The organism is Microbispora sp. NBC_01389 (assembly GCF_045040095.1).
GTDB lineage: Bacteria > Actinomycetota > Actinomycetes > Streptosporangiales > Streptosporangiaceae > Microbispora.
This window is the reverse complement of record NZ_CP109552.1, coordinates 4361525-4382172: the sequence shown is the minus strand read 5'-3', so window position 1 is coordinate 4382172 and position 20648 is coordinate 4361525. Positions and strand designations below refer to the sequence as shown.

Genomic DNA, 20648 nt, shown 5'->3' with positions numbered 1-20648 from the left:
CCTTCCTACTGCAAAAAGGTGGTAAAGCGCGACTCGTGCTCGTTCGTCCGCCGTACGATCTCCTCGCACAACTCGTGCGTGACCTGGGCGTCGTCGGCCGTGAGGATCCGTCCGCCGCCGACCGCGCCCAGGAACTCCCCGACGGCCTGCTCGATCCCCCGCTGCCGGGCCACCGGGACCCAGTCCGCCCGCCTCGCGAGGGTCTCGCCGCCGTCGAGGTCCACCATGTCGCCGAGGTTCACGACCCGCCGCTTCCCGCCGCCGCCCATCACCTCACAGGTCTCCTCGGCCGCCCCGCTGGTGCGGCTCATCACGCCGATCGCGGTGAAGCCGTCGCCGCCGAGGGTCAGCACCACGTGTTCCAGCAGGCCGTCCCGCACGCGGGTCCGGACCGCGGTGTCGGTGATCTCTCCCGGCGCCAGGAAGCGGAGCGTGTCGGCCACGTGGACGAAGTCGTCGAAGATCACCGTACGGGGGTCGCCGGCCAGGCCGCGGCGGTTCTTCTGCATCACGATCACGTCGCGCGGCAGCTCGCGGAGGGCGGCGTAGCCGGGGGCGAATCTGCGGTTGAACCCCACCATCAGCGACCTGCCCCGCTCGCGGGCCAGCCGGACGAGCCCGGCGCTCGCCGCGGCGTCGTACGCGAGCGGCTTGTCGACGTAGACGTGCACGCCGGCCTTCAGCAGGGCCGTCACGACGGGGACGTGGGCCCCGGTCGCCGCGTGCACGAACGCCGCGTCGATCCCCGCCTCGATCAGCCCGTCCAGCGAGGCGAAGCGGGCCGCGATCCGGTACGCGTCGCCGAGCCGGTCGAGGACCTCCCGGTCGCGGGTGCAGAGCAGCGGCTCGATCCCCGGTGTGGCCGCCAGCACCGGCAGGTAGGCCTTCCGCGCGATGTCTCCCAGGCCGATGATCCCGACTCTCATGCCGGGGAGACTACCGCCGCCCCTCCGTGGCTCTCAGCGCGCCCGCCACCACGCGACCGTCTCCTTCACCCCGTCCTCGACCGGCGTCGGCGCGAAGCCGAGGACCTCCTGCGAGGCCGACGAGTCGAGCACGTACGGCCGGTCGAACTGGTAGCGGGTCTCCCCCAGTTCGCGCAGGAACGGCACGGCGAGGCCGCCCGCCTTCAGCATCCACCCCGGCAGCCGCCGCAGGCGCGGCGCCGGGACGCCCCCGGCCTCACACACCATCTCGGCGTACTGCCGCATCGTGACGGGCGGCGCGGTCGGGACGTGCCACGGCCTGCCCCACGCGCGCTCCTCCCCGGCCGCGGCGGCCAGCGCCCGCACGACGTCGGGCAGGTACGTCCAGCTGTGCGGGATGTCCGGGTCGCTAACGACGGTGGCGGGCCTGCCGCCGAGCAGCGGTCCCAGGAGCCGCGGCCCCAGGTAGGACTGGTCGGACGAGCCCGGGCCGTAGTAGTCCGAGCCGCGCACCTCGGTCACCCGGACCCTGCCCGCCTCATGGGCAGCCAGCATCTCCTCCCACATCCGCGCCCGGACCCTGCCCTTGACGCCCGTCGCCGCGAGCGGCAGGTCCTCGGTCATCGGGCCGTCCACCGGGCCGTACCCGTAGAGGTTGCCCAGCGTGACCAGCACGGCCCCGGACGACTCGGCGGCGGCCAGGAGCGAGGCCGCGACCGGCGGCCAGTCCTCCTGCCAGCGGTGGTAGGGCGGGTTGACGCAGTTGTAGATCGCGTCGGCCCCTTCCGCGAGCCGCCGCGTCACGGCGGCGTCGCCCGCGTCGGCCGCGACCGGCGACACCCCCGCCCGCCTCGGGCCGGAGCCCGAGCGGGTGACGACGGTCACCTCGTGCCCCCGCTCGGCCAGCGCCACGGCGAGCCCGCCGCCGACCTGTCCCGCTCCCACCACGACATGCCTGCCCATGATCTCTCCTTGTCGATGCTTCGTCGATGCGTCACTGATGCGTCAGCAGCCGCAGCGCGGCGTCGGCCACGTACACCACCGCGAACACCACACCCGCGGTCACCAGCCCGGAGGCCGCCAGGGCGGCCGCTCCCGCGCCGAACCACGCGACCTCGAACGCTCCCCGGGCGATCCCGTGCAGCTGGTACGGCGCCTTGCCGCCGGCCATGAACAGTCCCCAGAGCGTCGCGAACACGGCCGGTGTGCCGAGCCCCAGCAGGATCCTGACCACGATGTTCGCCTCCCGGGTGAAACCCCAGCGCGCCAGCGCGATCAGCACACCGAGCTCCAGGAAGAACATGACGGCGGCGGCCGCCCACTTGGTCATGGTCAGCATCGGGACTCCTCGTGTTCTTCGCTCCGTTATGAGAGCAATGCTCTCTCATGTGAACGCCAGTCGTCAAGAGCAGTGCTCTCGATTCGGTGCTCTGATAACATCGAGGCATGAACGCGAGTCGTACCGCGCGGGAGCGGGTCAGGGCGGAACTCATCAGAGAGATCACCGACATCGCGCGGCGTCATCTCGCCACCGACGGCGCCCCGGGCCTGTCCCTGCGCGCGGTGGCCCGGGAGATGGGGATGGTCTCCTCCGCCATCTACCGCTACTTCCCCAGCCGCGACGACCTGCTCACCGTGCTGATCGTCGACGCGTACAACGCGATCGGCGAGTCCGTCGAACGCGCCGACGCCGCCCGCCCACGGGAGGATTTCACCGGGCGCTGGCTCGCCGCCTGCCGCGCCGTCCGCGAATGGGCCCTGGCCCATCCGCACGAGTACGCCCTGCTGTACGGCTCGCCGGTGCCGGGCTACCGCGCCCCGGAGGACACGATCGGCCCGGCGTCACGGGGCACTATCGTGTACGGCCGCATCCTGGCGGACGCCCAGCGGGCCGGCCGCCTCGCCCCTCCCCCGATTTGCCCGCCGCCGCCCGCGGTCCTGTCCCAGGACGCGGAGGCCGTACGAGCGGTGATGCCGGGCGTGTCCGACGACGTGGTCACACGGGCGATGATCGCCTGGACCGGGCTGTTCGGAATGGTCAGCTTCGAACTGTTCGGCCAGTTCAACGGCGTGATCGAGCACCGGGCCGAGTTGTTCGACCACAACATGACCTGCATGGCCCATCTGCTCGGCTTCGCCGAGTAGCGCTTCTCCGTGCGAAAAGGCGGCCGAGAGGTGTCCCGGCCGCCTTTCCTCTGTTCTGTTACAGCCCTGCCTGCCTGACCGCGGTGCGCCAGTCCTTCGCGATGGCCTTCTGCGCGCGGGCCAGTGGCACGTCACCGGCGCAGACGGCCTTCCACAGACGACGCTCCACGGCGTTCTTGTCCGCCGCGCTCCTGCCCTTGACCTTCCACATGGGCTCCGGCCAGAGGTTCTTCACGCTCTTGGGCGAGCCGCCGAGGAGCAGCGGAATGAGATGGTCCTCCTGATAGCGGGCCGGCCTGCGGTCGGTGTAGCCGTACTCGGCGATCTGCCTGACCTTCAGCGCGCTCAGGTAGCTCGCCACGGGCCGCACCTTCGCGTCGAAGCCGGGGCCGCAGATCGTCGTACGGATGGTCGCCTGGGTGACGGCGGGGTTGCGCGTCCCGGGCGTGCAGCGGGGATCGGGCAGGGGCAGGTAGGCCCGTGAACACTTCGCCGCGGCCGGCTTCCCGCCAGGCGAGGCCGTGGGCTTGGGGCTCGGCTTGGAACTGGGCTTGGGAGTCGGCTTGGGAGTCGGCGTAGGGCTCGGCTTGGGAGTCGGTGTCGCCTTAGGAGTCGACGTCGGGGTCGGTTCGGGGTTCGAGCCCGACGAGGAACCGGCGGGCTTCCATCTCCAGTACGAGCCGTCCTGGACGCACTGGTATTTGGCGCCGCTCTCGGAATATCCGTACAAGCCGTGGGCGGCGGCAGGGCAGAAGGCGCCGGGGGTGACGCATTCCCAGTGGTCCCCGGCCTGGCGGTAACAAGTTGCGGCGGACGCGGACGAAGCCACGGCCGATTGAGTTTGAATCGGGACAAACAGGCCGATAGCCACAGCCACGGCCAAAAGCAGAGAACGGACGCGCAAAACCACTCCTCGACTCGGGTGGGGACAACCGAAGAGAGGACGTCTGAATGAGGCACAGGTTTACTTCTGATACTTATATGACACATAAGCAGGTTGCCCGTTTCATCCTTCGTTTCTGGCCAACCCGGCGCTTCTGGCCGGCGCCGCGGGGATCATGGCGCAGCTCGCCATGCGACAGACCATGGACGAGATCACCGACTATCTCGCCGCGATCGACGAGAAGGTCGACGACGTGCTCCGCGCCCAGAAGGACGCCGTGCTGGCGGACGAGACCCTCGACCGGGCCAGATCGGTGACGGGCAATCTCTCCAGCGGTATCGCCGATCGAGCGCTCCGCCGGCGCGGGGACACTGAGCTGAGTCAGCACCGGCCGTCGGCCACGTGGGCGACGTGGCGAAACGAGTCAGCACGACCGCGGGGGTCCACGACCGTCAGGGCTGTGTCTCCTCCCTCCACGGGTGGAGTTTCTCGGGGTTGCGAACCGCCCAGATATGCCGGATCCGATCGTCCACGACGTCGAACGCCATGACGACCTCGGTGACGCCCTCCCACTGTCCTATCAGGCCCGGCTGGCCGTTGACCGTACGCTCCAGGAGCGTCAGGCCGCCCGCCTTGGCGATGAGGACGGCGGCATAGCGCGCGACCTCCTCGGCGCCTTCGAGCGGGAGCAGCAGGGCGTCGACCAGCCCGCCGCCGTCGGCGGTCATGGTGACGCCGGGGTCGAGGATGCCGATGAGTGCGTCGATGTCCTTGGCCTCCCACGCCTGTTTGAAGTCCCTGACGACACCGGCCTGCCGGGCCGTCGGAGCCACGGCGGGCCGCGACGCGCGGACGCGGCGGCGGGCCGAGGAGGCCAGCTGACGGCACGCCCCCGGCGTACGGCCGACGATCTCGGCCACCTCGGCGAAGGAGTGGCAGAAGACGTCGTGCAGGACGAACGCGACGCGCTCGGCCGGGGTCATCGATTCGAGCACGATGAGGAAGGCCATGGTGACCGACTCGTCGAGAGTGACCCGGTCAGCCGGGTCGGCCGCCTGCCCGGTGACCCACTCCGCGCGGTCCGGCAGCGGCTCGGGGATCCACTCGCCGACGTAGCGCTCGCGCCGGGCCCGCGCCGAGCCCAGCAGATCGAGGCAGATGCGGCCGGCCACCTTCGTCAGCCAGGCTCCCGGGGACTCGACGGCCTCCCGCCGTAAGGGCGACATCGCGTACCAGCGGGCGTACGTCTCCTGGACGACGTCCTCCGCCTCGGCCAGGGAGCCGAGGAGCCGGTAGGCGAGATTGATCAGCTGGCGCCGCTCGCTCACGATCGCGCTCAGACCCGGATCGATCGGGCCGTCCGCCGGCTCGGACTGGATGGTCATGGTCTCGCGGGCTCCCTCGGTCTCGCCTGCCTTCATCAGTACGACGAGACGACCGCCCGGAATGTGAGGCCGGCGCGTCACCTCACATTCCCGGCGGCCGCGTCGTCGGACAACCGGAACGGCGTACGGCCCCGCACAGGGCCAGCGTCATCCATGTCCCGCAGGACCGCTCCGATCCAGGAGGAAAGACCTCATGATGTCCACTCCCACAGCTACCAGGGAAGACAGTCTCCAGTCGCGTCTGCCCGACCCCGTCCAGTTCTTCCCGGAAGAGGTGGCCGCGCTCGCCGGAGCCATGCACAAGGCCACCCAGAACGGCTCGATCCCGCAGACCACCATCAGCCTGGTGCAGCTCCGCGCCGGGCAGATCGTCGGCAGCACCTACCACACCATCAGGCAGGCAGGGGACCTCCGCAAGGCCGGGGAGACCGAGGAGCGCATCACCGCCGTAGCGACCTGGCGGACCGCCCCCTACTTCACCGACGCCGAACGGGTCGCGCTGGAGCTCGTGGAGGCCGTGCTCACCCCGAACCCGTCCGGGGAGCGCGTGCCCGACGAGCTGTACGCCAAGGCCGCCGCGCAGTACGACGAGAGGGCCCTTTGGACGCTCACGATCGCGATCGGCCAGATCTGCTTCTTCATCCCGGTCGCCCTCATCGCCATGCCGATCCCCGGTGAGGCCCCCGGCAAGAACTATCGGAAGTGACACGGCGGGCGCTGAAGAACCGTGAGAGGCGGCACATGGACGGGGGCGCCGCCTCTCACGCTCGTCACGGCCCGCCCGCCAAGCGCTCGAACGTACGGCTCCGCCGGTCAGGAGTGGCACGACTGTCTCACATATGAGACAGTCGTGCCATGAGCTTCGTCCGCGCGATGAGCAGCCTCTCGCCTCTCGCCGAGACGCAGCACGGCCTGGTCACAGCCCGGCAGGCGACCTCCTGCGGCGCGCACCGCCGCGACCTCAGCCGCCTGGTCCAAGCCGGGGTTCTCGAACACGTGGCCCACGGCGTCTACCGGGTGGCCGGCGCTCCCCGCCCGGAGCTGGAGGAACTGCGGGCCGCATGGCTCCAGCTCTCCCCCGAACTCCAGACGGACCAGCGAGGAGCCGCTCACGGAGTCGTCTCACACAGCAGTGCGACTCTTGTATACGAAGTAGGACTTCTCTCACCCCAGCGGTGGGAATTCACAATCCCGCCGCCCCGTCGTTTTCGGACCCGGCGACAGGATGTGGCCATTCACCATGCGCCGCTCAGGGCCGATGATCTGCAATGGGTCGACGGACTCCTCGTGACCACTCCGCAGCGGACGGTCACCGATCTGGCATCAGTCCGCCTTGATGGAGGTCATCTGGGCCTCGTCGCGGCGGACCTGCTGGATCGGAACCTGGCTCATTCCGACGACCTCGCCGCGGCCCTGGCACCCTATGCCGCGGCCTACGGACTGCCCGACGCGACCGATCAGGAGTTCCTGGAGCACCTGACCCACCGATAAGGACAGCCGTACGCCCTATCCGCGGGCAGCCCTGTTGAGGCCCGGGGCGGCGGTGGGGAGGCCCTCTTCCTCGGCCGCCGCGAGCAATCGTTTGTCGTACGCCACGAACCAGTCGAGAGCCCGCTCAAGCACCTGCGCGGCGGACAGGTGCAGCGCATCGAGAGTCCGGAGCCGTGACGGCCCGATCTCGGCGGCGGCGTCGAGAAGCGGCGCGTCCACGGGCACCGTTCTCAGCCGAGCCAGTAACGCTCTCGCCCTGGTGACCGCGTGTGGTCCGGCCCCTCGCACCGCCCGGACCACCTCGGCGCGGGCCAGTTCACACGCGACCACCGGACCGGTCTGTGCCGCCAGCCACTTTTCGAGCGCCGCCGTCTCCTCCTCCTTCACGACCAGCTTGACCAGTGCCGAGGAGTCCAGGTAGATCACCGTTCTTCCGCCCTGAGCTCTGCCAGCACCTCACTGGGCAGGGGCGTTCCGGCTTCCGGGGGTAGGGCGTGCCAGTCGGCCCAGTCGATCTCCACCTCGGGCAGCTTCATGCGGCCCTCCGCGACGAGCCGGTCCGTGACCACCCGATCATGCGGCAATGCGGTGAGCTGCGCCACTGGCCGGCCCCTTTCCGTGATCTCCACCGTGTTTCCCTCCTGGACCAGCTCCAGGTAGTGCGCGAGCCGATCGCGCAACTCCCGGACGCCGACGCTGACGACCTCGTCTTCCACGCCCACAGGATACGCGAACTGGTACCGCCACAGAGTGGAAGGAACACTACCGTCACCATGTGTACCATCATTCGAAGTCGAGGTACCTGCCGAGAACCTGCTGGTGGCGCCCGGGCACCGGAGTGCCCGGCCGAGAACTACGGGGGAAGGTCCCGGCCGGGCACGTCTGTGGGGGCGTCACCGGTTGGGGCGACCGCCGACGATCACCTTTTCTTGAGGGATCAAGACGGGTCGAGCGCGGGCCGAGTGATGCGCAGAGCGCACCAGACCGTACGGCCCGGGCGGTCGTCGTGCCGGCTGACGCCCCACGCTGCGGCGATCGCCTGGACGATCAGCAGGCCCCTGCCGTCCTCCGCATCCGGTTCGGAACGGAGACGAGGACCGGTCGGCGACGCTCCCGGGTCCCGCACCTCCACCCGGACGAACGAGTCCGTCACGACCAGCGTGAAACCGATGACGTCACCGGTCTGGCAGCCGGAATGCCTGATCGCGTTGGTCACCAGCTCGGACGCCGCCAGGGCGGCATCATCCACCACCGGGTGCTCATGGCCGAGCAGCCGCCGAACCTCCGAGCGTGCGCGGGATGGCGAGGTAGGGCCACAGGAAAGACGGATCTCGTGACGGACCTCGGGCATCGTGCCGGCTGTTTTCATGACTTCACCCACTTGAGAGACGTGAGCCCCGATCTGCCCTCCGACCTTCCCATCCTTTGCTACTTTGAGTAGTCAAATGAATTCAACCAGCTATCAACTGTTGCAGTTGAAGCCGCGATGAAAACTCTGAGAGGCGACGAGGAGATCCGGATGCCACCGGAAAGCGTTCTCAACCCCACCGACTCCCCCACCGCGCTCTTCGGCTTCGAGCTGCGGCGGCACCGTAAGGCGCGCGGCTGGTCGCAGTTGCGGCTGGCCCGTGCGGTGCCGTACTCGGTAGGCACGATCAGCATGATCGAAACCGCGAAGCGGTCACCCTCGGAGCAGTTCGCCCGGCACTGCGACGAGGCGCTGGAGGCCGACGGCGCGCTCATGCGGCTGTGGCCGATGGTCAGCCACGCCTCCGCTCCCCCATGGTTCCGGCCCTGGCTCGACGTCGAGGCGACCGCGGAGGCGATCCGCACCTGGGAACCGCTCCTCGTGCCCGGCTTACTCCAGACCGAGGACTACGCGAGAGCCATCCTGAGCGGCGAGCCCGGGGCGAGCGGCGAAGATGTCGAGATGCACGTCGTGGCCCGGATGGAACGGCAGTCAATCCTTCGCCGCCCCAAGCCGCCGATGCTGTGGGTCGTCATCGACGAGGGCGTCATGCACCGCCCGATCGGCAACCCGGCCGTGATGGCGGCCCAGCTCGCGCACCTTCTCGAAACCGGCCAAACACCCAGAATCACCATCCAGGTATTACCTCTCGACGCCGGCTCCACCTCGGGCCTAACCGGTGCATTCGCCATCGCGCAGACCGAGGGGGTCTGCGATACTGCGTACGTCGAATCCCCGGGGATCATGAGCCGCGTGACAGAGAGACCAGAGGACGTCAGAAGCCTGATGTTCAGATTCGAAGGGATTCGCGCCGATGCGCTGCCGCAGCGCAAGTCCCTGATGCTTATCGAGGAGACGATGAAGCGATGGACGAGCTGACGCAGGAACTTCAGACGGCCGTGTGGCGCAAGTCGACATGGTCCGGGTCCGACGGCGGCAACTGTGTTGAGGTGGCTGAACTGTCGCAAGGGCGTCGGGGGGTTCGCGACAGCAAGAACCCCACCGGCCCGGCCCTGGTATTCACCACCGCCGAGTGGGATGCCTTCATCCAGGGCGTCAAGCACGGCGAGTTCGACCGCATGGCCTGATCGTTACACCCAGAGATCTTTCCTGGGCCACGCGGGGCAGCCGGGAACGTGGTGTCAGCGGGCGATGCCCAGATCCTCCAGCAGCTTCCAAACATCTGTCGATGGGTCACGATCGAGCACCTTGCAGTGGGCGGTGTGCCCTTTACTCGCCGAACAACCAACGCTGGGGCAGTTGGCGACCAGCGCCTTGGCCAGCTTGGACGCGTGATCGGCTCTCCCATCCAGCGCCTGCCGGCGTGCACTCACCCGCTATCCGCTTGTCCCGCTTCCCGAAATCCCGGTAGGCCGGATGTGCGGCAGCCAGCTGCTGCTGGATTCGCGAGCTCGATCCACCCTGCGCCCCGGGCGGCCCGGAAACGAAGTGCAGAAGTAACCACAGATCGAAAGACGGGTGCGAGAAGACCAGATTGATCCCGCCTGCCAGAGCGCGTGTATGGCACTCTTCGATCTGCTTGTGCTGGTCCCTGTCGAAGAAGGCCCAGACCTGCTCTCGCTTCGGATCGTCGAGCTCTTCGAGCTTCTCCATCGCTCGGTCGATCACCTCACGCGGTTTGAGTCCGTTCCGCTCCCAGATCACCTGAATCTCGAAGGCACGCGGGTCGCCCGCATACCTTTCCTCAAGATATTCGAGATAGTCACGCTCCGTCGCCTCTCCCTCGACCACGGCGTAGAGCACACGTCGGGCTCTGCTGGCGGTGATGGCGCGGGGCTCACGCAGGGCCTTCGGAGCTCCGCGCTTTCTGACGAGGCTCATCGGTCATGCTCCGACGCATACTGTTCGACCCGCACCGCTACGCCCCTGAGCCCGATCCTCGGGATGCCGCCGTACCGGCCTCGGAGATATCCGCGCTCCATGCTCTCGTCCGGCCGTACGCCCACGTCCGTGAGGGGATAGAGCTCCGACTCACCGGTGCTCCTCTTCTCCGTGATCCAGACCTGGTCTCGGTCAAGGGGACGTTCGAGATGGGCCTTGCCCAGCAAGGTGACATCGTGACCGGTGAACACGAGTTGCGCGCCGCGCGGGTTGGCGACCATATCTCCGAAGAGGCGGATGACCTCGGCGACGAGCACCGGATGCAAGCTTGAATCCAATTCGTCGACCAGCAGCACGGCTCCGTCATCGAGCGCCTTCAGCAGAGGACCGAGAAAGGCCAGCCAGGCGAGCGTCCCGAAAGACTCCTGCTGGCGGATGTCGAAAGGCACCCGACCGTCCTGCCCCTGATGGATCAGTGATATCTCGGGGGGCTCGTCGCCTCGGTCCTCCACTTCGACACCGGTCACCCCCAGATCGGCGACTGACAGCAGATCCTCCACGCGCCTGCGAAAATCAGGATTCAGCAACTCCCGCCTCATCTCGGCATCGTGCTGATGCTGATCATCGCCGGGGCCGAGGAACCAGAGATTGTCGTTGAACCAGATGAACAACGGCTCGAGCTGACGAACGTGCAGCGAACCGGCCGCCGTGAGGAACAAGGCGTTCGGCCTCGTATATTCGATCAAGGGCCTTTTCGGGCCCTTGAGCCGGTCGCTGGGAAACCGGTACTCATCAGGCCGATCTGCGTCCCGGTCGAACCAGACCTGCCGACGGCGACTGCCTCGCGGATAGACGTGCAGCCATTCCGTCTCCACTCTGACGTCCGACACCTCGAACCCGTAGACGTAGCGGGTGCTCTCGATCACGACGTCGACCTCGAACAGCGAGGTCTCCTGCGCCGCCTCACGGTTCAGGGCGAACCGGTGCCTCGGAACCCCCTTGACACGGGCCCAGTCGGCGACGGAATCGAGCACCGCGTGGCGCATCCAGCGCATGGCGGCGAGCACGTTGGTCTTCCCCGAGGCGTTCGCACCGAAGATCGCGGCCACGGGAGAGATGCGCAACCCGTCGACCGGCCGCGCGAATCGGTCTCCTCCTACCGGCGCGAGCAGGGACAGCTCGAACTCCCCACGGAACGAGAGAGCGTTCGCGGCTCGAAAACCCACCAGCATGCGAGCCTCCTTCTCGATGAGGCGTCTGACCGCATCCTAGGGCCTGATCCGTAGAAATCTCCCGCAGAGGCGCTTCAGACTGGCAGGCGATCCTTCTTTGACTGAGGATGCAGGGCGTTATGCGCTCAGACGGATTCCCGGGCGGAGGGGTGGGCGGGGCGGGAAATGACTCGACCGCGCTGCCGCGGGGTGTGCGGTGTGCGCGGTCGAGGATTCGGCGTCGGGACCGGGATGCCGTCCCTACGCCCCGGCGCGCCGGCAGATCATGCCGGTCGCGCCCGGTCCTGGGGAGCGCCCGCGGATCAGAGAAGATCCAGGGCACTGCCGTCCGTCTTCAGCGGGTGGCGCGGTTGACGGCGGAGATCATGGCCTTGAGCGAGGCGGTCGTCGTGTTGGCGTCGATGCCGACGCCCCAGAGGACCTGCGTGCCGTCGGCGTCGCCGACCTCGCACTCTACGTACGACGCGGCCTTGGCGTCGGCGCCCGCGCTCATCGCGTGCTCGGTGTAGTCGAGGACGCGCACCCGCACCCCCACGCTCTCCAGTGCGTCGCAGAAGGCCGAGATGGGGCCGTTGCCGACGCCCTCGATCTCCCGGATCTGGCCGTCGATCCGCACGTCGGCGTTGATCGCGTCCTTGTCGTCCACGGCGGAGGTGTGCCGGTGGGCCAGCAGGCCGATGCGGCCCCAGGGGCTGGCCGGGTTGGGCAGGTACTCGTCGGCGAACCGCTCCCACATCTCCGCCGCGGTGACCTCGCCGCCCTCGGCGTCCGTACGCGCCTGGATGACGCGGGAGAACTCGATCTGCAGGCGTCGCGGCAGGTCGAGCTGGTGGTCGGCCTTCATGATGTAGGCGACGCCGCCCTTGCCCGACTGGCTGTTGACCCGGATCACCGCCTCGTACGAGCGGCCGATGTCCTTGGGGTCGATCGGCAGGTACGGCACGGCCCAGGTGAACTGGTCGACCGGCACCCCGGCCGCCGCCGCGTCGCGCTCCAGGTGGTCGAGGCCCTTCTTGATGGCGTCCTGGTGGGAGCCGGAGAAGGCGGTGTAGACCAGCTCGCCGCCCCAGGGGTGGCGAGGGTGCACGGGCAGCTGGTTGCAGTGCTCGACGACCCGCCGCAGCTCGTCCATGTCGGAGAAGTCGATCTCGGGGTCGATGCCCTGGGAGAACAGGTTCATCCCCAGCGTGACCAGGCAGACGTTGCCGGTCCGCTCGCCGTTGCCGAACAGGCAGCCCTCGATGCGGTCGGCGCCGGCCAGGTAGCCCAGCTCGGCGGCGGCCACCGCGGTGCCGCGGTCGTTGTGCGGGTGGAGCGACAGCACGACCGAGTCGCGGTAGGCCAGGTTGCGGTGCATCCACTCGATCTGGTCGGCGTACACGTTGGGGGTGGCCATCTCGACCGTCGCCGGCAGGTTCAGGATCACCTTGCGGTCGGGGGTGGGCTGCCACACGTCGTTGACGGCGTTGCAGACCTCGACGGCGTACTCCAGCTCGGTCCCGGTGAAGGACTCCGGCGAGTACTGGAAGGAGATCTCGGTGCCCTCCATCGTGGCGGCCAGCTTCTTGCACAGCTTGGCGCCCTCGACGGCGATCGCGGTGATGCCGTCCCTGTCCTGGCCGAAGACGACCCGGCGCTGCAGGGTGGAGGTGGAGTTGTACAGGTGGACGATCGCCTGGCGGGCGCCGCGCAGCGACTCGAAGGTCCGCTCGATCAGCTCGGGCCTGGCCTGCGTCAGCACCTGGATCACCACGTCGGAGGGGATCCGGCCCTCTTCGATGATCTGGCGGATGAAGTCGAAGTCGGTCTGCGACGCCGCCGGGAAGCCGACCTCGATCTCCTTGTAGCCCATGCGTACGAGCAGATCGAACATCTTCAGCTTGCGGTCGGCGTCCATCGGGTCGATCAGCGCCTGGTTGCCGTCGCGCAGGTCGACCGCGCACCACCGCGGCGCCTTGGTGATGACCTTGTCGGGCCAGGTGCGGTCGGTCAGCCGTACGGGCTCGTACGGCGTGTAACGATGAAAGGGCATGGGGCTGGGCTGCTGTTCGGTGGTCATGATGCTCCTCGTCGGACGCGCGGCGGCCCCGTCTTCCGCCCACGTGAACACGACGATCCTGTCGTCACGATGGGTGAGGGGGCGCCGAGGAATGAACCAGGGCGGCCGACGCGCATGACTCTCGCCACCGCGGCGAGGGAGCCGGCCTCTTACAGGCCCTCGCCGCGGCGGATAAGAAGAAGAAGTCCGCGCAGCATGTCAAGCAGACTAGCAGACGCCCCAGCGGGACGAGACGCGCGATCAGATACCGAGACGGACCGCGGAGCGGGGCGCGGGTTAGGGTGTGCCGTGACGAAGGAGGGGTCAGATGGAGGACAACCAGATCCTGGGGCAGATCAGGGACCTCGTCGAGGAGGAGCACTCGCTGCGCGAACGGCTCGTCGCGGGTGAGCTGACCTCCGAGGAGGAGCACTCCAGGATCGCCTCGCTGGAGGAGCAGCTCGACCGCTGCTGGGACCTGCTCCGGCAGCGCCGGGCGCGGCGCGAGATGGGCGAGGACCCCGACAACGCCGCTCCCCGCCCCGTCAGCGAGGTCGAGAACTACCTCCATTGACGCGCTCCCCGGCCTGAAGGCCGGGGATTCAGCCCGTGCCGCGCGTTCACGCGGCACCTCTGAGGCTTCCTGCTTCCTCGCGCTGTGCCAGGCCGGCGCCTGGTCTTACCTGCGCTCCACAGGCGTTTGGTCTCTCCGCCCGTCCGGCGGCGAGAATGTTCTTGGCGGCGTTGACGTCCCGGTCGTGGACCGCCCCGCAGGGGCAGGTCCACTCCCGGACGTTCAGCGTCATGGACGCCGCCAGTGCCCCGCATTCCGAACACAGCTTGGAGGAGGGGAACCACCGGTCGATCCGGTGAAAGACCCGCCCGTAGAGCACGGCCTTGTATTCCAGCATGCCGGCGAAGGCCGACCAGCCCGCGTCATGCACGCTCTTGGACAGCCTGGTGCGCGCCAGTCCCTTGACCGCCAGGTCCTCCACGTAGATCGCTTGGTTGTCGCGAACTATCCGGGTGGAGAGCTGATGGTGGAACTCGCGGCGCGCGTCGGCGACCTTCGCATGCCGGCGGGCAACCTTCTGCCGGGCTTTGGCCCAGTTGTTCGACCCCTTCGCCTTGCGGGACAGCGCCCGCTGGAGGCGTGTGAGTTTCTTCTCCGCCCGACGCAGGAAACGCGGGGCGTCGATCTTCCGCCCGTTGGACAGGACCGCGAAGGCCGACAGCCCAAGATTGATCCCGGCCTCCGGCTCTACCGGCGGCAGAGGCTGTCCGGCGACCTCGACCACGAACGAGGCGAAGTACCGCCCGGCAGCGTCCTTGATCACCGTCACCGGTGAGGGTTCGGCGGGCAGGGTGCGGGACCAGCGAACCGGAACGTCTCCGATCTTCGGCAGGCGCAACCTCCCGGCCGCGGTGATGGAGAACCGGGCGTTGCGGGTGAAGCGGATCGCCTGCCGGTTGTCCTTGCGGGACCGGAACCGGGGCGGGGCGACCTTCGGCCCCTTGCGCTTGCCCGTGATCGAGGCGAAGAAGTTCCGGTAGGCGGCGTTCAGATCGGCAAGTGCCTGCTGTAACACCACGGCGGACACCTCGCCCAGCCAGGAGCGCTCCGGTGTCTTCTTCGCCTCGGTGATGACCCGCGTGGACAACTCCCCGTCGCGGATGTACGGCAAGCCCTGCTCGCGGGCGTCGGTCCGTACGCGCAGCCCGTCGTTGAACACCACCCTGGCGCACCCGAACGCCCGTGCCAGCGCGGCACGCTGACCCGTCGTCGGGTGAAGGCGGTAGTTGTACCGGAGCTGCACACCATGATTTTACCGATGGTGTGTGGCCGATTACAGGGAGACATCGGAACCGGCAGGCGCTGTGTTTTCGTCCTACACGCACACGTGGTTGTCGTGACCAGGTTCCGGCATCGGGTGGTCACTGGGGCACACCTGGAGCGTATGGAGCAGATCATGCGGGACGTCTGCGCGGACTTCGCGTGCGAAGTGGCCGAGTTCAACGGCGAGGCCAACCACGTGCACCTGCTGGTGAACTTCCCGCCCAAGGTCGCCCTGTCCCGCCTCGTCAACTCTGTGAAAAGGGGTGTCCTCCCGGCGGATACGGACCGAGTTCCCCGAACCGGCCCGCCACTACTACCGGGCGAATACGCTGTGGTCGGGTTCCTCCTTCGCCGGGAGCGTGGGCGGCGCACCGATCAGCGTCCTGCGCCAGCACATCGAGCAGCACAACCGCCCCGTCTGATCCGCTAAAACGCCGATCCGCCTGACGGCGAACCAGCTTTCCCCGCCCCGCTACGCGGGACAGTCCGCCTCACCCCCGGCCTGAAGCGAAGGGGAGCACTGCGGACGAATCCAGTAGACCCGTCCACTCCGCTCCGGCCCCCGGACCCGCACCGCCTCCACCGCCCACAACCGCCGCCCACAGCCGCCGTGACAAAATGGTTCGCGTCGAGAAAAGGCGGTGCGGTTTCCTGTCCGCATGCATATCGAGCGCGTCGCCGCCGCGGAGCACGAGAACGGCCCCGAGGACGGCCCCGAGGACAGTCCGGCGGGCCTGGGCGGCCTGTACGAGATCGCCCGGGTCTGCGCACTGCCCGGCCCGGCCATGTCGTGGCGGCACTTCGCCGCGGGCGCCGCGAGCGGGTCCACCGGTGAGCGTACGGAGACCTGGGTGGCGCGTGACGGCGGGCAGGTGACCGGCGGCCACATCCTCCGCCTGCCCTCGCACGACAACACCCACCTCGCCCTGCTCCAGGTGATGACCCATCCCGGCCGCCGACGCGAGGGCATCGGCGGAGCGCTGCTCGACCACGCCGCCGCGCGGGCCCGGGCGGAGGGCCGGAGCGTGCTGGTCGGCGAGGCTCCCATGGACGGCCCGGGCTCGGCCTTCGCCGTCGCCCGCGGTTTCTCCCGCGCCACCACCGAGACCCGGCTGGTGCTCGACCTGCCCACCGCCGACTGGTCCTGCCTCGAACTCCTGCGGGCCCGCGCCGTACGGCACGCCACCGGCTACTCGCTCGAACGGTGGGCCGGGCCGGCCCCCGCCGACCTGCTCGACGACATGGCCCGGCTGAACGAGGGCATGAACGACGAGCCGCTCGGCGACCTCGCGATGGAGGACCAGCGGTGGACCGCGGAGCGTGTGCGCGCCCGCGACGAGATGCTCTCCCGGGCGGGCCAGCGGACCTACACCGTGATCGCCCGCCACCTGGGCGGCGGCGACCCGGCGGGATACACCCAGCTCGTGATCGACGCCGAGCGGCCGGAGGGGTGGGTCCGCCAGTCCTCCACGGCGGTGCTCAAGGCGCACCGCGGCAGGAGGCTCGGCCTGGTGCTCAAGCTCGCCAACCTCATGTGGCTGCGCGCCTGCGAGCCCTCGGCCGAGCGCGTGATCACGTGGAACTCCGTCGAGAACCCGCACATGCGCGCGATCAACGAGGCGATGGGCTTCGAGGTCTTCGACACCTGGCACGGGCTGCAGCTCGCCATCTGACAGTGATGGCGCGATGCTTGACCGGTGTCGCCGGAGACGACGGAGGAAGCGGTCGGGCCGTGCGCAGTGCCGGGTCCGGACAGACCCCCGCCGCCATGGCCGCGCGGAGCCTCCGGCGCGGCCAAAGGCGTTCACACGTGCGATCGCTTCCTCCCTTCCAGGGTAGGCACACCGCCGGGAGATGTTCCAGAGGGCCGGCGGAAGCGCCGGTCCCGGCAGGCTCCCGGACAGGGTTCAGACCGACAGCAGGCGGTGGACCTCCTCGTCCCGCAGATCCCGCGCCGCGCCGGAGCGCACCACGCGCCCGGCGTCGAGGATCAGGAACGCGTCGGCCAGCCGCAGCGCCAGGTCCAGATACTGCTCGACCAGCAGGATCGCGAGCCCGGTCGCGTGCAGGCGCTCGACCGCCTCCTCGATCTCCAGAATGATCGACGGCTGGATGCCCTCGGTCGGCTCGTCCAGGATCAGCAGCTTCGGCCGGGTGACCAGGGCGCGGGCCATCGCGAGCTGCTGCTGCTGGCCTCCGGACAGGAAGCCCGCCGGCCGTTTGAGCAGCGGCTTGAGCCGGGGGAAGACCTCCAGGGCCTCCTCCACCGCGGCCTGGTCGCGGTGCGCGGACGCCTCCAGCGTGACCAGCAGGTTGTCGATCACGCTGAGCTGCGGAAACGTCTCGTGCCCCTGCGGCACGTAGCCCATGCCGAGCCGTACGCGCTGGTCGGGGCGCAGGCGGGTGACGTCCCTGCCCTCGAACGTCACCTTCCCGCCGGTCGCCGGGAGCACGCCCATGACGGTGTTGAGCAGGGTGGTCTTGCCGACCCCGTTGCGGCCCATCACGCAGACGAGGCGGCCGGGGGGCACCTCCAGCGAGACTCCGAACAGCACCCGGGCCCGGCCGTACCCCGCTTCGAGTCCCTCAACGGACAGCATCCTCGGCATCCTCCCGCGCGCGTCCCAAGTAGATCTCCTGCACGTGCGGATCGGCCCGCACCTCGTCGACCGAGCCCTCCATCAGCACCTTGCCCTCGTGCAGGACGGTCACCTGGGAGGCGTACCGGCGCAGGAAGTCCATGTCGTGCTCGACCACGATCACGGTGTGGTCGCGGGCGATCTCGGTGAGCAGTTCGCCGGTGCGCTCGCGCTCGTCGGACGCCATGCCGGCGACCGGCTCGTCGAGCAGCAGCAGCCGCGGCCGCTGGACGATCAGCATGCCGATCTCCAGCCACTGCCGCTGCCCGTGGGAGAGCACCCCGGCCCTGCTGTGCGCCGGCGAGGTCAGGCCGATCGTCTCCAGCGCCGCCGCGACCTCCTCCGACACCCCGCGCCCGCGGCGCAGCAGCGACCACAGGGGACGGCGGAACGACGCGGCGAGGTCGAGGTTCTCCAGCACCGTGAGCTCCTCGAAGACCACGGAGGTCTGGAAGGTGCGGCCCACGCCGAGCCGGACGATCTCGTGCTCCCGGCGGCCCGCGAGATCCCGGCCCTCGAACCGCACCGTTCCCTCGGTGGGTCTGGTCAGGCCGGTGATCACGTCGATGAGCGTGGTCTTGCCCGCGCCGTTCGGCCCGATGAGGAACCGCAGCTCGCCGCGCCCGACCGTCAGGTCCACGCCGTCGATGGCCCGGAAGCCGCCGAACGCGACCTGCAAACCCCTGATCTCCAGTAACGCGGTCTCCGGCAACGCGGTCTCCGGCAACGCGGTCTCCGGCAATGCCGTCCCCGGAGACGTGGTCTCCGCTGGTGCCTCGCTCACGTCCCGGCCTCCCTTCTCCTCCGTACGAGCCCGGCGGCCAGGCCGGCGATGCCCCTGGGCGCGAGCGTCATGACGAGGACGAACAGGGCGCCCTGCAGATACAGCCAGGCGGCCGGGAGCTCCTCGCTGAAGTACGTCCGGGCGTAGCCCATGACGACCGCGCCGAGGATCGCGCCCGCGAGGGCGAAGCGGCCGCCGACGGCCACGCCGACGACGAGTTCCAGCGAGGGGACGACGCCGAGCAGCGCCGGCGAGATGATCCCGACGACCGGGACGAACAGCGCTCCCGCGATGCCGGCCATGCCCGCCGAGACGGCGAAGGTCAGCGTCTTCACTGTGGCCGGGTTGTATCCCAGGAAGCGCACCCGGTCCTCGCCGTCCCGAACGGCCAGCAGCAGCCGCCCGAACCGGCTGCGGACGAGCTGCCGGGCGCCCAGGTAGAGCGCCCCCAGCACGACCGCCACCGTCAGGTAGAGCCCCCGCTGCGTCTCGTCGGCGGCGAGGTCCTGACCGAAGAAGTCGAAGAAGTTGGTCAGCCCGTTCGTGCCGCCGGTCAGCCCCTGCTGCCCGACCAGCAGGATCACCAGGGCCGCCGCCAGCGCCTGGGTGAGGATCGCGAAGTACGCCCCGCGTACGCGCTGGCGGAACACCAGCGCCCCGAGCAGCAGCGCGACCACGACGGGCACCGCGACGGCCATGGCGAGCGCGAAGACCGGGTTGCCGAACGGTGTCCAGAGCGCCGGGAGCTTCTCCACCCCGCTCCAGACCATGAAGTCGGGCAGGTCCCCGCCCGCGTCGTGGAGCTTGAGATACATGCCCATCGCGTAGCCGCCGAGGCCGAAGAACACCCCCTGCCCGAGCGTCAGCATGCCGCCCTGCCCCCACGCGAGGCCGATGCCGAGAGCGACGATCGCGTAGCACAGATACTTCGCCAGCAGCCCGAGGCGGAACGGCTCCAGCAGCAGCGGCGCCACGACCAGGGCGAGCAGCGCCGCCGCCGCGAAGACCGCCGGTCCCTGCCACCGGCGCGGCTCCCGCCGTACGACGGGCGGCGCCTCGACGGGCGCCTCGACGGCCGTCACGTCAGCGCCCGCGATCGGACGAAGAACAGCCCCTGCGGCCGGATCTGCAGGAACCCGATGATCGCCACGAAGACGATCACCTTGGCCAGGCTGGCGTCGCTCCAGAACTCGGCGTAGGAGTTCAGCAGGCCGAGGCCGACCGCGGCCAGCACCGCGCCGCGGAGCTGCCCGAGACCGCCCGCCACGACCACCAGGAACGCGTCGACGATGTAGTACGTCCCGAGCGTCGGCCCGACCGGCCCGATCAGCGTGAGGGCGACCCCCGCGACCCCGGCCAGGCCGGAGCCGATGAAGAACGTCCGCTGGTCGACGCGCCCGGTGTCGATGCCGCTGGTCGCCGCGAGCCTGCGGTTCTGCATCACCGCCCGCATCCGCCGGCCCTGCCCGGTCTTGTGCATGTACGCCCAGATGGCGAGCACCGACAGCACGGCGAGAGCCATGATGAACAGCCGGTTGTACGGCAGGATGCCGAGACCGCCACGCAGCCAGGCCGGCGAGACGACCTGCACGTTGGGCGCCCCGAACAGGTCCCGGGCCAGCTGCTGGAGCATCAGGCTGACACCCCAGGTGAGCAGCAGCGTGTCCAGCGGGCGGCCGTAGAAGCGCCGGATGAGCGTGCGCTCCAGCACCAGGCCCATGAGCCCGGCGACCACGAAGGCCGCCGGCAGGGCCACCAGGAAGCCCACGCCCTGCAGCAGGAAGGCCGTGTAGGCCCCCGCCATGATGAACTCGCCGTGGGCCATGTTGATCACGCCCATCTGCCCGAACGTGAAGGTCAGCCCGAGAGCGATGAGCAGCAGGACCGCTCCGATCGACAGTCCGATCGGCAGCTGGTTCAGCACCCCTTCCACGTCACCTCCCGACGTTGTCCCGCGCCGGGGCGCGGCGCGCCCCGG

General features: G+C 69.3%; 23 protein-coding genes and 1 pseudogene. 8 read left to right on the top strand and 16 right to left on the bottom strand.

From position 1 onward, the window contains the following. Positions 1-5: 5 nt before the first annotated feature. The 3 genes from OG344_RS19790 to OG344_RS19780 are packed head-to-tail and all read right to left on the bottom strand — an operon-like array spanning position 6 to position 2265. Positions 6-926, bottom strand: a complete 921-nt coding sequence (locus OG344_RS19790) for a Gfo/Idh/MocA family protein (protein WP_405084343.1) — start codon at positions 924-926, stop codon at positions 6-8. Positions 927-959: 33 nt separating this feature from the next. Continuing rightward, positions 960-1889, bottom strand: coding sequence for an NAD-dependent epimerase/dehydratase family protein (locus OG344_RS19785; protein WP_405084342.1), 930 nt, complete (start codon positions 1887-1889; stop codon positions 960-962). Positions 1890-1920: 31 nt separating this feature from the next. Next, on the bottom strand, positions 1921-2265 hold the full coding sequence (locus OG344_RS19780) for a YrdB family protein (protein ID WP_405084341.1): 345 nt from the start codon (positions 2263-2265) through the stop codon (positions 1921-1923). A 107-nt stretch (positions 2266-2372) separates the two neighbouring features. Between OG344_RS19780 and OG344_RS19775 the strand changes: the two genes are divergently transcribed. After that, positions 2373-3071 (top strand): TetR/AcrR family transcriptional regulator, encoded by a 699-nt coding sequence (locus OG344_RS19775; protein WP_405084340.1) that lies wholly within the window; start codon positions 2373-2375, stop codon positions 3069-3071. A 58-nt stretch (positions 3072-3129) separates the two neighbouring features. On the opposite strand, the gene OG344_RS19770 is transcribed toward OG344_RS19775, so the two are convergent. Both OG344_RS19770 and sigJ read right to left on the bottom strand, forming a co-directional pair. Continuing rightward, positions 3130-3900 carry a hypothetical protein gene (locus OG344_RS19770; RefSeq protein WP_405084339.1) on the bottom strand — a complete coding sequence of 257 codons (771 nt, stop codon included), beginning with the start codon at positions 3898-3900 and terminating at the stop codon, positions 3130-3132. A gap of 506 nt (positions 3901-4406) precedes the next feature. After that, positions 4407-5375, bottom strand: a complete 969-nt coding sequence (gene sigJ / locus OG344_RS19765) for an RNA polymerase sigma factor SigJ (RefSeq protein WP_405084338.1) — start codon at positions 5373-5375, stop codon at positions 4407-4409. A gap of 157 nt (positions 5376-5532) precedes the next feature. On the opposite strand from sigJ, the gene OG344_RS19760 reads away from it, so the two are divergent. Further along, positions 5533-6045: a carboxymuconolactone decarboxylase family protein gene (locus OG344_RS19760; RefSeq protein WP_405084337.1), complete on the top strand. Its 513-nt coding sequence runs from the start codon at positions 5533-5535 to the stop codon at positions 6043-6045. A 149-nt stretch (positions 6046-6194) separates the two neighbouring features. Next, positions 6195-6830 (top strand): type IV toxin-antitoxin system AbiEi family antitoxin domain-containing protein, encoded by a 636-nt coding sequence (locus tag OG344_RS19755; RefSeq protein ID WP_405084336.1) that lies wholly within the window; start codon positions 6195-6197, stop codon positions 6828-6830. Between the two features lie 15 nt (positions 6831-6845). On the opposite strand, the gene OG344_RS19750 is transcribed toward OG344_RS19755, so the two are convergent. From OG344_RS19750 to OG344_RS19740, 3 genes are all read right to left on the bottom strand, one after another. Then, positions 6846-7256, bottom strand: a complete 411-nt coding sequence (locus tag OG344_RS19750) for a type II toxin-antitoxin system VapC family toxin (protein WP_405084335.1) — start codon at positions 7254-7256, stop codon at positions 6846-6848. After that, the gene (locus OG344_RS19745; RefSeq protein ID WP_405084334.1) at positions 7253-7546 is read right to left on the bottom strand and encodes a type II toxin-antitoxin system Phd/YefM family antitoxin; all 294 of its coding nucleotides are present in this window, start codon (positions 7544-7546) and stop codon (positions 7253-7255) included. The genes OG344_RS19750 and OG344_RS19745 overlap by 4 nt, the downstream gene beginning before the upstream one ends. A 221-nt stretch (positions 7547-7767) precedes the next feature. Continuing rightward, the gene (locus OG344_RS19740) at positions 7768-8181 is read right to left on the bottom strand and encodes an ATP-binding protein (RefSeq protein ID WP_405089125.1); all 414 of its coding nucleotides are present in this window, start codon (positions 8179-8181) and stop codon (positions 7768-7770) included. 168 nt (positions 8182-8349) lie between these two features. Here OG344_RS19740 and OG344_RS19735 point away from each other — a divergent pair, with 168 nt between their 5' ends. Together OG344_RS19735 and OG344_RS19730 are read left to right on the top strand one after the other, a co-directional pair. Beyond that, positions 8350-9177, top strand: coding sequence for a helix-turn-helix domain-containing protein (locus OG344_RS19735; RefSeq protein ID WP_405084333.1), 828 nt, complete (start codon positions 8350-8352; stop codon positions 9175-9177). Then, positions 9165-9386, top strand: coding sequence for a DUF397 domain-containing protein (locus tag OG344_RS19730; protein ID WP_405084332.1), 222 nt, complete (start codon positions 9165-9167; stop codon positions 9384-9386). The genes OG344_RS19735 and OG344_RS19730 overlap by 13 nt, the downstream gene beginning before the upstream one ends. 142 nt (positions 9387-9528) lie before the next feature. On the opposite strand, the gene OG344_RS19725 is transcribed toward OG344_RS19730, so the two are convergent. From OG344_RS19725 to leuA, 3 genes are all read right to left on the bottom strand, one after another. Beyond that, positions 9529-10140, bottom strand: a complete 612-nt coding sequence (locus tag OG344_RS19725) for an RloB family protein (protein WP_405084331.1) — start codon at positions 10138-10140, stop codon at positions 9529-9531. Next, entirely contained in the window at positions 10137-11372 is a 1236-nt protein-coding gene (locus OG344_RS19720) for an ATP/GTP-binding protein (RefSeq protein ID WP_405084330.1), read from the bottom strand. The genes OG344_RS19725 and OG344_RS19720 overlap by 4 nt, the downstream gene beginning before the upstream one ends. A 334-nt stretch (positions 11373-11706) precedes the next feature. Further along, positions 11707-13431: a 2-isopropylmalate synthase gene (leuA, locus tag OG344_RS19715; RefSeq protein ID WP_405084329.1), complete on the bottom strand. Its 1725-nt coding sequence runs from the start codon at positions 13429-13431 to the stop codon at positions 11707-11709. A 307-nt stretch (positions 13432-13738) separates the two neighbouring features. Here leuA and OG344_RS19710 point away from each other — a divergent pair, with 307 nt between their 5' ends. After that, entirely contained in the window at positions 13739-13984 is a 246-nt protein-coding gene (locus tag OG344_RS19710; RefSeq protein WP_405084328.1) for a DUF2630 family protein, read from the top strand. Between the two features lie 46 nt (positions 13985-14030). Here the strand turns inward: OG344_RS19710 and OG344_RS19705 are convergent, their stop codons facing one another. After that, positions 14031-15227 carry an RNA-guided endonuclease InsQ/TnpB family protein gene (locus OG344_RS19705; protein WP_405084327.1) on the bottom strand — a complete coding sequence of 399 codons (1197 nt, stop codon included), beginning with the start codon at positions 15225-15227 and terminating at the stop codon, positions 14031-14033. 15 nt (positions 15228-15242) lie between these two features. On the opposite strand from OG344_RS19705, the pseudogene tnpA reads away from it, so the two are divergent. Both tnpA and OG344_RS19695 read left to right on the top strand, forming a co-directional pair. Then, positions 15243-15669 (top strand): annotated as a pseudogene (gene tnpA / locus OG344_RS19700) (IS200/IS605 family transposase). Positions 15670-15906: 237 nt separating this feature from the next. Next, the gene (locus tag OG344_RS19695) at positions 15907-16920 is read left to right on the top strand and encodes a GNAT family N-acetyltransferase (RefSeq protein WP_405084326.1); all 1014 of its coding nucleotides are present in this window, start codon (positions 15907-15909) and stop codon (positions 16918-16920) included. A 234-nt stretch (positions 16921-17154) separates the two neighbouring features. On the opposite strand, the gene urtE is transcribed toward OG344_RS19695, so the two are convergent. From urtE to urtB, 4 genes are all read right to left on the bottom strand, one after another. Beyond that, positions 17155-17847 carry an urea ABC transporter ATP-binding subunit UrtE gene (urtE, locus tag OG344_RS19690; RefSeq protein ID WP_327044767.1) on the bottom strand — a complete coding sequence of 231 codons (693 nt, stop codon included), beginning with the start codon at positions 17845-17847 and terminating at the stop codon, positions 17155-17157. Further along, complete coding sequence (gene urtD, locus OG344_RS19685) at positions 17834-18598, bottom strand: urea ABC transporter ATP-binding protein UrtD (RefSeq protein WP_405089124.1); 765 nt, start codon at positions 18596-18598, stop codon at positions 17834-17836. Before urtD ends, urtE begins: the two co-directional genes overlap by 14 nt. 68 nt (positions 18599-18666) lie before the next feature. Then, complete coding sequence (gene urtC, locus OG344_RS19680) at positions 18667-19752, bottom strand: urea ABC transporter permease subunit UrtC (RefSeq protein ID WP_405084325.1); 1086 nt, start codon at positions 19750-19752, stop codon at positions 18667-18669. Beyond that, entirely contained in the window at positions 19749-20603 is an 855-nt protein-coding gene (gene urtB / locus OG344_RS19675; protein ID WP_327044764.1) for an urea ABC transporter permease subunit UrtB, read from the bottom strand. The genes urtC and urtB overlap by 4 nt, the downstream gene beginning before the upstream one ends. Between the last annotated feature and the right edge of the window lie 45 nt (positions 20604-20648).

Coding starts and splice junctions, on each gene's coding strand:
- OG344_RS19760 (WP_405084337.1), top strand. CDS start 5,533: ATGATGTCCACTCCCACAGCTACCAGGGAAGACAGTCTCCAGTCGCGT.
- OG344_RS19725 (WP_405084331.1), bottom strand. CDS start 10,140: ATGAGCCTCGTCAGAAAGCGCGGAGCTCCGAAGGCCCTGCGTGAGCCC.
- urtE (WP_327044767.1), bottom strand. CDS start 17,847: ATGCTGTCCGTTGAGGGACTCGAAGCGGGGTACGGCCGGGCCCGGGTG.
- OG344_RS19785 (WP_405084342.1), bottom strand. CDS start 1,889: ATGGGCAGGCATGTCGTGGTGGGAGCGGGACAGGTCGGCGGCGGGCTC.
- leuA (WP_405084329.1), bottom strand. CDS start 13,431: ATGACCACCGAACAGCAGCCCAGCCCCATGCCCTTTCATCGTTACACG.
- OG344_RS19755 (WP_405084336.1), top strand. CDS start 6,195: ATGAGCTTCGTCCGCGCGATGAGCAGCCTCTCGCCTCTCGCCGAGACG.
- OG344_RS19710 (WP_405084328.1), top strand. CDS start 13,739: ATGGAGGACAACCAGATCCTGGGGCAGATCAGGGACCTCGTCGAGGAG.
- sigJ (WP_405084338.1), bottom strand. CDS start 5,375: ATGAAGGCAGGCGAGACCGAGGGAGCCCGCGAGACCATGACCATCCAG.
- OG344_RS19780 (WP_405084341.1), bottom strand. CDS start 2,265: ATGCTGACCATGACCAAGTGGGCGGCCGCCGCCGTCATGTTCTTCCTG.
- OG344_RS19695 (WP_405084326.1), top strand. CDS start 15,907: ATGCATATCGAGCGCGTCGCCGCCGCGGAGCACGAGAACGGCCCCGAG.
- OG344_RS19790 (WP_405084343.1), bottom strand. CDS start 926: ATGAGAGTCGGGATCATCGGCCTGGGAGACATCGCGCGGAAGGCCTAC.
- OG344_RS19735 (WP_405084333.1), top strand. CDS start 8,350: ATGCCACCGGAAAGCGTTCTCAACCCCACCGACTCCCCCACCGCGCTC.
- OG344_RS19740 (WP_405089125.1), bottom strand. CDS start 8,181: ATGCCCGAGGTCCGTCACGAGATCCGTCTTTCCTGTGGCCCTACCTCG.
- OG344_RS19720 (WP_405084330.1), bottom strand. CDS start 11,372: ATGCTGGTGGGTTTTCGAGCCGCGAACGCTCTCTCGTTCCGTGGGGAG.
- OG344_RS19730 (WP_405084332.1), top strand. CDS start 9,165: ATGGACGAGCTGACGCAGGAACTTCAGACGGCCGTGTGGCGCAAGTCG.
- OG344_RS19775 (WP_405084340.1), top strand. CDS start 2,373: ATGAACGCGAGTCGTACCGCGCGGGAGCGGGTCAGGGCGGAACTCATC.